13 protein-coding genes are annotated in these 12,673 nt (G+C 45.1%); 7 read left to right on the top strand and 6 right to left on the bottom strand.

What is annotated here, in order from left to right; translation table 11 throughout:
• The first annotated feature begins 374 nt into the window (after positions 1–374).
• The 3 genes from ACQEXR_RS09995 to ACQEXR_RS09985 all read left to right on the top strand — a co-directional run bounded on the left by ACQEXR_RS09995 (position 375) and on the right by ACQEXR_RS09985 (position 3,226).
• Positions 375–533: a hypothetical protein gene (locus ACQEXR_RS09995; RefSeq protein ID WP_171052208.1), complete on the top strand. Its 159-nt coding sequence runs from the start codon at positions 375–377 to the stop codon at positions 531–533.
• A 16-nt stretch (positions 534–549) separates the two neighbouring features.
• Positions 550–1,284, top strand: coding sequence for a chromosome partitioning protein ParA (locus ACQEXR_RS09990; protein ID WP_138972233.1), 735 nt, complete (start codon positions 550–552; stop codon positions 1,282–1,284).
• A 151-nt stretch (positions 1,285–1,435) separates the two neighbouring features.
• The gene (locus ACQEXR_RS09985; protein ID WP_427020259.1) at positions 1,436–3,226 is read left to right on the top strand and encodes a putative bifunctional diguanylate cyclase/phosphodiesterase; all 1,791 of its coding nucleotides are present in this window, start codon (positions 1,436–1,438) and stop codon (positions 3,224–3,226) included.
• Between the two features lie 29 nt (positions 3,227–3,255).
• On the opposite strand, the gene ACQEXR_RS09980 is transcribed toward ACQEXR_RS09985, so the two are convergent.
• Positions 3,256–4,362 carry a M20/M25/M40 family metallo-hydrolase gene (locus ACQEXR_RS09980; RefSeq protein WP_427020258.1) on the bottom strand — a complete coding sequence of 369 codons (1,107 nt, stop codon included), beginning with the start codon at positions 4,360–4,362 and terminating at the stop codon, positions 3,256–3,258.
• 441 nt (positions 4,363–4,803) lie between these two features.
• Between ACQEXR_RS09980 and hppD the strand changes: the two genes are divergently transcribed.
• Genes hppD through maiA form a run of 4 tightly spaced genes read left to right on the top strand, consistent with a single transcriptional unit; the run spans position 4,804 to position 8,668 of the window.
• The gene (gene hppD / locus ACQEXR_RS09975) at positions 4,804–5,877 is read left to right on the top strand and encodes a 4-hydroxyphenylpyruvate dioxygenase (RefSeq protein ID WP_331427854.1); all 1,074 of its coding nucleotides are present in this window, start codon (positions 4,804–4,806) and stop codon (positions 5,875–5,877) included.
• Entirely contained in the window at positions 5,870–7,003 is a 1,134-nt protein-coding gene (locus ACQEXR_RS09970) for a homogentisate 1,2-dioxygenase (RefSeq protein WP_427020257.1), read from the top strand. The genes hppD and ACQEXR_RS09970 overlap by 8 nt, the downstream gene beginning before the upstream one ends.
• 11 nt (positions 7,004–7,014) lie before the next feature.
• Entirely contained in the window at positions 7,015–8,028 is a 1,014-nt protein-coding gene (locus tag ACQEXR_RS09965) for a fumarylacetoacetate hydrolase family protein (protein ID WP_427020256.1), read from the top strand.
• Entirely contained in the window at positions 8,021–8,668 is a 648-nt protein-coding gene (maiA, locus tag ACQEXR_RS09960) for a maleylacetoacetate isomerase (protein WP_427020255.1), read from the top strand. The genes ACQEXR_RS09965 and maiA overlap by 8 nt, the downstream gene beginning before the upstream one ends.
• Positions 8,669–8,749: 81 nt before the next feature.
• Here the strand turns inward: maiA and ACQEXR_RS09955 are convergent, their stop codons facing one another.
• The 5 genes from ACQEXR_RS09955 to ACQEXR_RS09935 form a co-directional block, all read right to left on the bottom strand.
• Positions 8,750–8,935, bottom strand: coding sequence for a hypothetical protein (locus tag ACQEXR_RS09955; protein WP_138972240.1), 186 nt, complete (start codon positions 8,933–8,935; stop codon positions 8,750–8,752).
• 169 nt (positions 8,936–9,104) lie between these two features.
• The gene (locus ACQEXR_RS09950) at positions 9,105–10,130 is read right to left on the bottom strand and encodes a hypothetical protein (RefSeq protein ID WP_427020254.1); all 1,026 of its coding nucleotides are present in this window, start codon (positions 10,128–10,130) and stop codon (positions 9,105–9,107) included.
• A gap of 154 nt (positions 10,131–10,284) precedes the next feature.
• On the bottom strand, positions 10,285–10,953 hold the full coding sequence (locus ACQEXR_RS09945) for an OmpA family protein (RefSeq protein ID WP_331427850.1): 669 nt from the start codon (positions 10,951–10,953) through the stop codon (positions 10,285–10,287).
• Between the two features lie 147 nt (positions 10,954–11,100).
• The gene (locus ACQEXR_RS09940) at positions 11,101–11,784 is read right to left on the bottom strand and encodes a DUF2786 domain-containing protein (protein WP_269376870.1); all 684 of its coding nucleotides are present in this window, start codon (positions 11,782–11,784) and stop codon (positions 11,101–11,103) included.
• 164 nt (positions 11,785–11,948) lie between these two features.
• Complete coding sequence (locus tag ACQEXR_RS09935; protein WP_138972244.1) at positions 11,949–12,635, bottom strand: DUF3334 family protein; 687 nt, start codon at positions 12,633–12,635, stop codon at positions 11,949–11,951.
• Positions 12,636–12,673: the final 38 nt, after the last annotated feature.

Genomic DNA, 12,673 nt, shown 5'->3' with positions numbered 1-12,673 from the left:
ATCAGATCGCTCAAACGGTACCGAGTTCCCTTCTTTTTCTACAAACCAGTGATCTATATTTAGGAACAGTTATTTAGGAAAAGTTTCTTTTGAATACGGCGCTTTTTATTGTCTAGTTTGTATGGTTTCATCATTTTGGTCCCATGGTTTTATTACGGTTCTTTATACCTCATTCTAAGTGACACACCAAATAAAATGCTGATATACAAATAAAAGTGACGCCTTTTCATCCAGATTTGGTCACAACGTATTTAAAGTAACCAATTGAAATAATTTATTTAATACTGTGGGTGGCGAAAACAACCTGACTCTGACTATTTAGACACAAAAAATGGTATAAAGTAATCAGTATAGGATCTGCCCAAGGAGAGGTTATGACAAGGTTACTTGCCATCGCGTTTTTGATTGTCATCGCGTTTGTACTGATCCGCTATCGTACGAGCGAGAAGTTGCAGAAGTACGTCGTAATAACGTTGGTTTCCAGCTTTATTATCTATACCGCAACTATCATGGTTACAGAACTAATTCGCTAGGCTTTAGGAGCAATAAGTGAACGAACAAAACGATATACAAGAGAATGATGACGTTGTTGTGATTGAGGAGAGAGACAAGCGTGCTCGCCTCTATATTGTCATCGCTGGTGCGCTGGGCCTTGCGTTAGGTGGTTTGGTGGGTTCGACACTCACGGCACAAAAGTGGGAATCGACTTACCAATCTCTTGAACAACAATATCAAACGTTAGTGGCTGACAAACAACAAATGGCCACTCAAGTAGAGCAGAGAGTTGCCAAGGTTGATGATGAGGTTGAAGAGAAGCTGCAATTGGCGATGAATGCTCAGCAACAAGAGCATAAACTGGCTTTGGATGCGCTTCAGTCACAGGTCAACGAACTACAAACCGAAAATACGACCTTGAAAGAGCAGATTGCGCAGCAAAAACAGCAAATAACCACGGTGAATAGCCAGAATACTCAGCTCAACCGACAGGCCGATATGCAGGCAACAATGTTTGAGCGTTCACGTGAGTTGTTCCAGCAGGAACTGAAAGTCTCTCAGGAGCTAGAAGCCCTAGAGAAAGAACGTGAAGAACTTGCGCCCAAAATCGTTGAATTGAAAAAACAGTGTGATGTCTATTTGGAAGGCACCTCTTGGGACGCCAAATCAGATGCGTGTGATAAGCAAGACGAAGCACAATCAAGGTTGAGTCAAGTTGAACAAATGATTCGTGTTCATCAGATGGATTTAAAACAAATGAAGGCCTTATCGCAAGAGCTGGGTCTTTAGTCTGTTTCCGCCTTCGCTCTAAAAGCGCCTCTATCTTAGAGGCGTTTTTATTATCTGTCTCAGGATAGAGGCACTGATTTGGTAACGAGTAAAGCGATTTTCAGAAAATGCGCTACGTTTAAAGTAATTGCTTGGGAAATGAAGGCTCAGGATGCGGCTGTTTAAACTCAATGAAAGCGTGCAGATTATAAGCTATATCGCCTATATTGCTGCAGTGGGCGTCATGTCCCGTGCACTTTTATCTGATCCACATCCGTGGGAGATGCCGTTTTACCTATTTCCTGCATTACTCCTCTTTGCGTTATACACGCAAGTACTTGCATTCAAACACCTTTGTGCGTTTGCTGGTGTAGCGATATTTATTGCTGGAGGTTTAGTGCAGCACTTCGGTCTTGATGAGATCAAGGTGTGCCTCTTTGCGCTTCCTTTATGCTATGTGGTGTTATTCCCCGGAACGTTATGGCCGATTGCTGTTTGTGCAGCGTTGATCAATGGCTACCTATATCAACTGTCACTCACTGAGTTTGATGCCTTTATCGATGTGTCGATTGAAATGACAGCGAGTAGTGTGTTCGCAACATTGATGACCTATTCATATATGAAGACCAAGCAGCAAGCCCTTGTCTTTAAAATAGAAAGTCAAACCGATTACCTCACAAAACTGCCGAATATCAATGCGTATCGGGAGGACATAAGCCGAATAAATGAGAGCAACGCCAAGAAATTTGGGCTGATCCACATTGGGTTAGAAGGGTTTAAAAATGTCAATGACAGGCTTGGTTATCGCCATGGAGATGATCTTCTCGTCGCGTTTGCCAGGCATATGAAAGACTTGGTCGGAGATGATGGTAAGGTTTACCGTTTTGGTGGTGACGAATTTCTCGTCGTTGTGGAGCAACAGGACATTGTAGAAAAGCTCAATGATCTGGTTGATAAACTGAGCCGCCATCAAAGAGTGATGTTCAATGTCGACAATACATCTCATCGGTTGTCTTACTGTATTGGCGTTGCGATGGCAGGAGATGCACTTGGCAGCACCGAAGTATGGGAAAAAAACGCAGATTTTGCATTGTATAAAGCACGCTCAGAAGGAGCGGGAGCGGTGTGCTGGTTTGATGATGAACTACTTGGCGAGACAATTAGGCAGCATCAGATTGAAACGGAGATTAAGTCGGCGTTATTAAGCGATCAATTTTTGTTGATGTACCAGCCCAAAGTGGAAATTGAAACCGCACGCATTGTTGGTGCTGAAGCGTTGTTGCGCTGGAACCATCCTCAGCTTGGGCCTATTTCCCCAGGTGAATTTATCCCTATTGCGGAAAAAACGATTCAGATCGTGCCTGTCGGCCAGTGGATAATCATAGAAGCATGCCGTCAAGCAAAACGTTACCATGATCAGGGGCTATCCATCTGTATTGCTGTCAATGTCTCAACGGTTCAGTTTGCTCATGCTGATCTGTTCGAAGTGGTATGCCACGCATTAAAAGAGACACAACTGCCATCGCATCTATTGCAGATGGAGATTACAGAGTCGACCTTAATGAGTGACCCAGAAAACATTACCGATATCTGTCGTCAGTTGAGAGCCATTGGCGTTTCGGTTGCGATTGATGATTTTGGTGTCGAATACTCTAGCCTTAAATATCTCAAACAGTTACCGACGGATGTGATCAAGATAGATAAATGTTTCGTCGATGATTGTGCCGTTAGCCACTCAGACCGAGTGCTTGTTCGAACCATCATTCAGATGGGACATAGTTTAGGCATTAAGCTGGTGGCTGAAGGGGTTGAGTATCAGGAGCAGCTTGATGTTTTACGTCAAGAAGGATGCGACCAATACCAAGGTTACTTGTTTTCTCAGCCACTGTCCTTTGAAGAGTTCGGTTCGATGATGAAACAAGAGGTACGCGAAGCGCGGCTGGTCAAATTAACCAGAGAATAAAAAAGCCGCGGTCGCGGCTTTTTTTACGGTTAGTGTGTAAGGTAGTGTTGAACAAACTCACTTACTTTGACCATATCGTCAATGGCGATAAACTCTTCTGTGGTATGTACTTTTGCCATACCTGTTGAGATATTTACGGTGGTTAATCCTTTCGCATTGAAGTTATTTGCATCACTACCACCCCCAGTTCCTTTGGTGTAAGGCTTAGCACCAATCGCCTCAAATGATGCTTTAACTGCTTCGATATGAGGGTGGTTATCAGCAATGACAAATGCGTTGTATGCGCGGGTTGAATCAATCTCTACTTGAGCACCATACTTATCGGCCGCTGCCTGAAACGTCTCAATCATATGCGATACTTGCTGGGAGAGTTTTTCATCATTTAGTGAACGCGCTTCTGCGACCACTTTTAAAGAAGGCATAACGATGTTGGTCGCATTACCGCCTTGTACAATCCCGATATTAGCCGTTGTTTCGTGATCGATGCGCAGTAGCTTCATTTGAGTGATAGCATCTGCTGCGACTTGAATCGCGCTAATGCCTTCTTCTGGCGCCAAACCGGCGTGCGCAGGACGACCGATAAAGTTGGCGACGATTTTTTGCTGACCCGGAGCGGCATTGACTATGGTGCCAATCGGCCCTCCTGTATCGAGTACGATCGCTTTGTCTGACTGGATGTAAGACATGTCAAAGTGCTGCGAACCAAATAGTCCGCCTTCTTCATGAACAGTGAAAGCTATCTCGATGGTCTTGTGAGCTTGGTTAGCCGCTTGAATACAACGGACTGCTTCCATGATAGCTGCGATACCCGACTTGTCATCACCGCCAAGGATGGTATTCCCCTTAGAGCGGATAATGCCATTTTCGATGATAGGCTCAATACCAATTCCTGGGGTTACGGTATCCATGTGACAACTCAGTACGATGCTGTCGGCAAGTTCACCTTCCAAGCGAGCGTAGACGTTAAAGCCATTGGAGACATCTTGTGGGACAGCTAACTTATGTACGGTAAAGCCAAGCTCCCCGAGCTGCTCTGCTAGCGTTTCAGCAATTTGCTTTTCGTTGCGAGATTCACTGTCAATTTTGACAAGTTGAATAAAGTGTTCGACCAGACGTTCACGATTAATTTGAGTCATTGTTATACCTCGTTAGGAACAGAGGAGATTACCATATCTTGCTCAGCCGAGTCGTAAACTGCGCTACGTCAATCTATCGGTGACTCTGACAGGCTTTTTATCGTCAGGTATCTGTTGGGCTTATACATGTTCAGGTGATTATTTACTCGTTTTATCAAACACTAATGGCACGCACTCTTAGGTTCAGAACTCGATGTAGGCAAAGTTGAAAAATTCCTCATTCACGGCCGTTGATGCTTGAAATGTAAAGTAAATGTTACTGTGTGGTTATATTTTAAGTTGTTGTTTTTAATGGTTAAAATGGGTTATTAAATTCGCCGTTTACAGTTTTTGATTACATTTGCGTAACCTTGAAATTGCGCGTAAAGATTCATTTTTTGCTCGTGATAAGCCAAGTTATTGATAGATACATGGTAGTTACTAATACACGAGGGACATCAAATGAACGAAGCGTACAACCCATTAGGCACTGATGGTTTTGAGTTTGTCGAATACACAGCGGCAGATGAGAAGGGTATTCAAGACCTAAAGCAGTTGTTTAACTCACTTGGGTTTGCAGAAGTCGCAAAACACCGTTCTAAAGAGGCTTGGCTCTACCGTCAAGGTGACGTGAACTTTATCGTAAATGCTCAGCCACACAGTCAGGCTCATGCATTTGCTAAGGTACATGGTCCTTCAGTTTGTGGCATGGCCTTCCGAGTGAAAGATTCTTCGGTTGCGATGAGACAAGCACTAGACAATGGTGCGAAAGAGTACATCACTGAGATAGGTCCAATGGAACTCAGTATTCCAGCGATCTATGGTATCGGTGAGAGTCTGCTTTACTTTGTTGATCGCTACCAAGATGGCAGTATTTACGAAGTCGATTTCCGCTTTTATGACGATGCCAAACAACGTTTAGAAAAGATGGATGTCGGCTTGTACGAGATTGACCACTTAACCCATAATGTTAAGCAAGGCAATATGGATCTGTGGTCTGGATTTTACGAGCGTATCGGTAACTTCAGAGAAATCCGCTACTTCGATATCGAAGGCAAACTGACTGGCCTTGTCAGCCGTGCGATGACCGCGCCTTGTGGCAAGATCCGTATTCCAATCAATGAATCTTCTGACGACAAATCACAAATAGAAGAGTTTATCCGTGAATACAACGGTGAAGGTATTCAACATATCGCCCTAACGACGGATAACATCTATCAAACGGTACAGACACTTCGTGACCGTGGCATGGAGTTTATGCCGACACCTGACACCTACTATGAAAAGATCGATGGACGTGTGGAAGGTCACAGTGAAGACGTCGATAAGTTACGTGATCTGCGGATCCTTATCGATGGTGCGCCAATGAAGGATGGTATTTTACTTCAAATATTTACCCAGACGGTTATTGGTCCGGTGTTCTTTGAAATTATTCAGCGTAAAGGTAATGAGGGCTTTGGCGAAGGTAACTTCAAAGCCTTGTTTGAATCGATTGAAGAAGATCAAATTCGTCGTGGAGTACTAAACGATGCATAAATGGATAACATTCCCGCATCGGGAGGGAGTGTGCTCCAAGCAGGCACACGCTGACTTCCCGGAACAAGCGATTTATGAACGCGAAGCGGGGCGCAGTGGTTTCTTTGGCCCTGCCGCTCACTTCCATCACCAGCATGCCCCTACAGGTTGGAGTGATTGGCAGGGTGAGCTAAAACCTCGTGCGTTCAATTTCAACCAAGTGGAAGCCTCGATTCAGAACTCTCCATGGTCGGTACCTTACCTTCTGCATAACGCTAACTGTAAAGTTCGTATCTGGAAGCTCGATAGTGCGATGGATCACCTAGCACGCAACGCAGACGGCGATGAACTCTTATTCATTCATCAGGGCAAAGCCGATCTGTTTTGTGACTATGGACACCTTGAGGTGGTTGAAGGGGATTACGTGATGATCCCTCGCTCGACCACTTGGCGGCTTGAACCCCATGAGCCGATGTTCATCCTGATGATTGAAAACACGGATGCCGCTTATACCTTGCCGGAAAAAGGCATGGTTGGTAATCACGCTGTTTTTGACCCAGCGGTGCTCGACGTTCCGAAAATTGATCAGGCCTTTAAAGATCAGTATTCAGAACAGTCAACACAAGTTCATATTAAACGTCATGAACAGGTGAGCGTCGTCACTTATCCGTTTAATCCGCTAGATGCGATTGGCTGGCATGGTGACCTTTCTGTGGTCCGAGTGAACTGGCGTGATATCAGGCCACTTATGTCGCACCGTTATCATTTGCCGCCGTCAGCGCATACGACATTTGTGGGGCAAGGATTTGTTATTTGCACATTTGTGCCAAGGCCTATTGAAAGTGATCCTGGGGCGTTAAAGGTGCCGTTTTACCACAACAATGATGATTACGATGAAGTGCTGTTCTACCACGCAGGGGATTTCTTTAGTCGCGACAACATTGAGGCGGGAATGGTGACCTTTCATCCCACTGGATTTGCTCACGGCCCACATCCCAAGGCCTTTAAAGCAGGGCAGGAGTATAAGAAGAAATTCACCGATGAAGTGGCAGTGATGATCGATACCCGTCATGCACTCGAAATTAGTGAGCACGCACGTCAGGTTGAAAATGAGCAGTATATCGATAGCTGGAAAGAACAAAAATAAGGGCAAATAGAATGAAGTTAGCAAGCCTAAAAAATGGCAGCCGAGATGGCTTATTGGTTGTTGTGAACAAATCACTCACTCACTGTGTCGCGGTGCCAGAAATCGCACAGACAATGCAGCAAGCACTGGATGACTGGCAGCGTGTTGAGCCACAGTTAAATGAAATGTACATCGCATTGAATAACGGCGAATTGACCAACGAAATGGTTTTCTCGACTCTGCAGTGCGAATCACCGTTACCAAGAGCCTACCAGTGGGCGGATGGCTCAGCCTATGTCAATCATGTTGAATTGGTGCGTAAGGCGCGTGGCGCGGAAATGCCGCCAAGTTTCTGGACCGATCCTCTAATGTATCAGGGTGGGTCGGATGCCTTTATTGGCCCGTGTGATGATATTCCGGTCGTTGATGAAGCATGGGGCATCGATTTTGAAGGTGAGGTTGCCGTTATCACCGGTGATGTACCAATGGGAGTCAGTGTTGAAGAGGCTGCTCAGGCAATCAAACTTGTCATGCTCGTCAATGATGTTTCATTACGCGGTTTGATTCCAAACGAGTTAGCAAAAGGATTTGGTTTCTTCCAATCTAAACCTTCGTCTGTTTTTTCTCCGGTTGCGGTCACACCTGATGAATTAGGCAGTGACTGGGATGGTGGCAAGGTCAATCTGCCGCTATTAAGTTTTTACAACAATGAGCCGTTTGGATGCCCTAACGCCGGTGTGGATATGACATTTGAGTTTCCACAGCTCATTGCGCATGCTGCTATGAGTCGTCCACTGTCTGCCGGTGCGATTATCGGTTCGGGCACGGTGTCAAACAAACAGGGGACAGAACATGGCACCGCGATTGCCGAAGGTGGTGTGGGTTACTCATGCATTGCAGAAGTGCGAATGATAGAGACGATTCGTGATGGTTCACCTTCTACAGGGTTCATGCAGTTTGGTGACCGGATCAAAATAGAAATGCTTGATAACGATGGGCACTCGATTTTTGGTGCAATTGACCAACAAGTGGCTAAGTATGGGTGAGCGTATTTTATATGGTTACTGGCGCTCATCTGCGGCCTATCGAGTCCGAATTGCCCTCAATCTTAAGGGGCTAGACTATCAGCAGCGATCCATTCATTTGATTAAAAATGGTGGAGAACAGCACTCGACCGATTTTAAGCGTCTCAACCCCAATCAATTGGTACCCGTTTTTATTGATGGTGAGATGCGGCTTAATCAGTCCTTAGCGATTATCGACTATCTCGATGAGACCTATCCGGAAGTGTTGTTGACGCCAACTGACCGAGCATTACGTTATCTGGTTAAGGCGATGGCTCATGATATTGCGATTGATGTTCATCCGCTCAATAACTTGCGCGTTTTACAGTATCTTTCTCAAACACTCAACGTCACGGACGAAGAGAAATCATCATGGTATGCCCATTGGATAATGAAAGGGTTTGATGCTCTAGAGCAGAGGCTAAAACTGACACGAGGGCGCTACTGTGTCGGAGACGATGTTAGCTTGGTTGATGTCTGTCTCGTTCCACAGGTTTACAATGCCAAGCGGTTTAAGGTTGATCTCTCTGCGTATCCGAACATTACTCAAGTGACGGCGTCACTTAATAAGCTTGCGGCGTTTGAACAAGCCGCTCCTGAGTCACAACCGGATGCAGATTAGCCGTCAGTGACTGAGAGACTAAAAATACAAAAGCCACCGTCATTCGGTGGCTTATTTACATCGCTGGAGACACAATGCTGATTAGCGTAGAGCGCTAAGTTGTCGCTCTCTATGTTGTAACTCTTCAATGTTAAACTGACGAACATCAAAAGTCGCTAGGCCATTGCACTCTCTACATGAATGGTGACATTTTCCGTCAACGTAATCATGTTTGGTTAGCATGTTTGGTTTCTTACACCAGTCGCACACGCCTTCAATAGTAAACATATACTCTCCCCACCTTAATTTTTTAGGTGCTATTTTCGCGCTGGAGTATGACACAAACTACGTGGTTTAGTTAAGCATTTGTTACGTGTATTGGGAAGGTGATCGATTGCGCAGCCTTGTGTTTTAAACGCTGAAAAGGTAAGTGAAATATTTATAAATTTAAATGTAACTATTTATTAACACTTGAAAGAATTATTTTCAACGCTTGATTCAAACGCTTCATTTCTTCTTCACTGCCTTTGAGATCTGGGTGGTAGATTTTACACAGTTGCTTGTATCTTAATTTGATCTCCTTTTCGGCGGGTATCTTGCTTGGGTTAAAGCCAAAAAGGGCACACGCTAGCGTTAGGGGCTTCTCACTGTGACTCTCTGTGACTACCGGCTTGGTATTTTCTTGCTGCTTTTTGATATGGCGATACATGACCTCCATTTGTCGTTTTTGCTGCTTGAGAATATCTTCCTTGCGCTTGAGTTCTCGTTCAAGTTTGATCTGCTGTCGTTGCGTGTCTGACTCGGTGGTATTGGCGGTTTTTCGGAGCGTTTGGTTCTTTCGCAATAACCAGCCGACAAGAGTGAGACTCACCAGCAGTAATGCGGATAGAGCATATACCAGACTGTTTGCCGCCTGTTGGCTTTGCGATACAGACTTTGCTGTTGGACTCAATTCGATTTCTTGGTGATCAAATGCCACTTCAAGCTGATCAATAGCGGCCACTTGTTTCGCTCTTCGGGCATTAAATTGCTCTTCTAAAATACGAGCATAGGCGTTTTCTGCGTTGGGATCGTTCTTCGCCGCTTCGAGATACCAGATCTCAGCAAGGTCCAAATTATTGGGTGGCTGCTGCAAGTTTTCGTATAGCTCACCGATAAGACGAGGCGCTTGGGGATCTCCCTCAAACGCGGCTTTGTTTAACCAAAAAATCGCTTTTTCAACATCGGGGTTCGTTCCAACACCGTTAAGGTAAGCACGCCCTAGATAAATCGCCGCAGATGAGTTGCCACTTTCGGCCGCTTGCTGATACCAATAAAACGCCTCTGAGTCTGAGCGTTCGATACCATTGCCTTGGCTATACATCTCAGCCAGCTCAAGCTGAGCGTGGACATTGTTGTTTTGGGCACTTTTGATCAGCTCTTCTACCGTTTGGGCATAGCTAAAGGCGGACAACGCTAGCAGTAGAAGGGGAAGGATGCGCAAATTAACCTCTGGACATGATTGGCAAGCGGGCAGTATTTGCTAAGTATATCAATTACTCGGTAAAAATTGATAACAATTGAACATATTTGAGGTGATGGATATAAAATTGGCTTCCGGAGAAGCCAATAGAAATGGTCACGTTGAGAAATGCAGATTACTTAAGAGGTAGGATCTGGATTTCTACACGGCGGTTACAAGCTCGGCCTTCCGCGGTGCTATTTGAACACAGAGGGTAGCGCTCACCATTACCACGTGCGACTGCACGACCTGCAGCAACACCTTGAGATACTAGGTAAGAGCGAACAGATTCAGCGCGGCGTTCAGATAGAACTTGGTTTGTGGTGTCACTACCTGTGCTGTCTGTATGGCCGTCAATGACTAAGCTTGTATCTGGGTATTCAACAAGAATTTGTGCAACGCCGCGCAGCGTGTTGTGGATGCTTGGGTCTAGTTGGTAAGAGCTCGACTGGAAGCCGATGCCGTTTTCAAGGCGAAGCAGAAGTTGGTTCTCACCAACACGTTCAACTTGAACACCAGAATTGAGAAGCTGTTTGCGTAGTGCGGCTTCTTGCTGGTCGAAGTAGTAGCCCACACCACCACCCACTGCTGCACCACCCGCAGCGCCAATGAGCGCATGTTTACGACGTTCTTTTGCATCATCGCCGGTCGCTAGACCAACTGCTGCGCCTGCGATGGCACCAATCAATGCCCCTTTGGTCGCAGAGTTAGTCTCTGATTCACCGGTAGTGGCATTTTGGCGTTGAGTTGCCTGACAGCCAGAAAGAGCGATAGCTACTGCTAGAGCAAGCGTGATTTTTTTCACGATAACATCTCCGTGTATCATTATATTTTGAACCAGACTTATGTCTGTTTTTTTGGATGACAGTGAATAAACCTGATGCCATTTATTATGTCAATTTATATCAAGATTAATTGACCGAAGATTAACGATAGCTGAACGAAAATTACATTATCTGAGCATTTTCGGCGCTTGGGCCCCGTTGATTGGACGATTGACTGACACAGTGCGACCTTTCTTAAGACCGACTTCGTAATCTTCAGTAAGATTTTTCATCGCTTCCCTAAGTTGCTGCTTAAAGGTCTCTCGATCGATGTTCTTAAACTCTTTATCAATATAGTCATCGATCTTTTTTGCAGACTCTTCATCTGGGCTAATGATTGGAAGTTTTTCCAGCGCACCTTCCACCCAGCCTGATAAGAATGAGTTAACTCGGCGAGTGACTTCACTGGCGGGTGTCCCTGTTCCGGCAAAACCATTACGGAAGCGGCCAGTTTGTTCGTTCATCTCTCGATAAATAATATCAAACGCGAAGGCAGCAAAGATAGCGCGGTCAGCTTCACCGATAAACTCTACACGTTTGAGGCCTTTATGGTTAAGTAGTACTGCTTCGACACCAAACTTAGTGTTGATGCCACGAATGATGCGTAACAAGTTTGAAGCGACACTGGCTGGAAGTAAGTGGGTCGATTGTGTTTTGCCCATTTTGATAAACTCGATATCGTCTTTATCGAGGCCATATTTGAGCATCAGACGATGAGCCATTTTGATCGCATTGGCTGCTTCGTTGACGTTGGCAGAGTTACCAAGCTCTAAACATTTGGCAATTTTTTTGAGGGCTTTTTGTTTATCCATCGACCGCTTTACGTTTCACTCATTTAGAAAAGTCGAACATTTTAACGTTTTCTGAGTAAAAACGGAAATACGTTGTAGTTATAAACGTTGTGGGGTGGGGGATGTGCAACCACGCCACCGGTATTCGGGGCGTGGTTGAGTTGGGTCAGAGTGACGTCGTGAAGTTAGATTCCTAGTTCATCAAGTAAGTCATTCGCATTGCTTGATTGATTAGAAGCCGCTTTGCTCTCTTGACTCGCTTTCATCTTAAGCTGTGTTTGTTCTAGGATCGTATCTGGACATTCATCCTCAGCGACGTCAAATTCTTCAAGTTGAATGAACTCAGTTTTGTCCATTGCTAGCTCTAAGTAAAAAATGTTGCCCTGCTCAGTTGAGAAGGTAACACGGCGTGCTTGTGGGCGATCAAGATTGGTATCGACAGACAAATTCACTTGCTTGTTTAAAGAGAGCATCTTTGGCTGGTTTTGAGTAATGTGTGTTTGCAGGTCTTTGCGTACTTGGTTGGTAAAGTGACCAACCAGTTGGTTCATCAATTCACCCAGAACATCTGCCACTTCATCTGAGGTATGCAGCACAGCAAGTTCTTCGTCGGGCATTCCCATGTTTCGCATATAGTTTGTGTAGACTTCGAGTGCCGCTTTTGCAGTGAAGTTAATCACGACTAACCCTGAGAACCCTCCGTCAAACAGTACAAAACAGCCAAAGTCAGGTTTAAGGCTGGTCTTGGTAATTTTCTGCACCATTGCAGAGTAGGTAACATTTGAGCTCGTTGCAGAAGTTAGAACACCTGAAACGGACTGACATAACTTTAATAGAATGTCTTCGGTGGTGACGATTTTATTTTTTTTCATGGATGATTCGCTCATAGAAACACTTTAAATTGGATCAA

Source organism: Vibrio sp. TRT 2004 (genome assembly GCF_050113735.1).
GTDB lineage: Bacteria > Pseudomonadota > Gammaproteobacteria > Enterobacterales > Vibrionaceae > Vibrio.
The sequence above is the reverse complement of the archived record's forward strand: the minus strand, read 5'-3'. Positions and strand labels throughout refer to the sequence as shown.

Coding starts and splice junctions, on each gene's coding strand:
- ACQEXR_RS09995 (WP_171052208.1), top strand. CDS start 375: ATGACAAGGTTACTTGCCATCGCGTTTTTGATTGTCATCGCGTTTGTA.
- ACQEXR_RS09985 (WP_427020259.1), top strand. CDS start 1,436: ATGCGGCTGTTTAAACTCAATGAAAGCGTGCAGATTATAAGCTATATC.
- ACQEXR_RS09980 (WP_427020258.1), bottom strand. CDS start 4,362: ATGACTCAAATTAATCGTGAACGTCTGGTCGAACACTTTATTCAACTT.
- hppD (WP_331427854.1), top strand. CDS start 4,804: ATGAACGAAGCGTACAACCCATTAGGCACTGATGGTTTTGAGTTTGTC.
- ACQEXR_RS09970 (WP_427020257.1), top strand. CDS start 5,870: ATGCATAAATGGATAACATTCCCGCATCGGGAGGGAGTGTGCTCCAAG.
- ACQEXR_RS09965 (WP_427020256.1), top strand. CDS start 7,015: ATGAAGTTAGCAAGCCTAAAAAATGGCAGCCGAGATGGCTTATTGGTT.
- maiA (WP_427020255.1), top strand. CDS start 8,021: ATGGGTGAGCGTATTTTATATGGTTACTGGCGCTCATCTGCGGCCTAT.
- ACQEXR_RS09955 (WP_138972240.1), bottom strand. CDS start 8,935: ATGTTTACTATTGAAGGCGTGTGCGACTGGTGTAAGAAACCAAACATG.
- ACQEXR_RS09940 (WP_269376870.1), bottom strand. CDS start 11,784: ATGGATAAACAAAAAGCCCTCAAAAAAATTGCCAAATGTTTAGAGCTT.
- ACQEXR_RS09935 (WP_138972244.1), bottom strand. CDS start 12,635: ATGAAAAAAAATAAAATCGTCACCACCGAAGACATTCTATTAAAGTTA.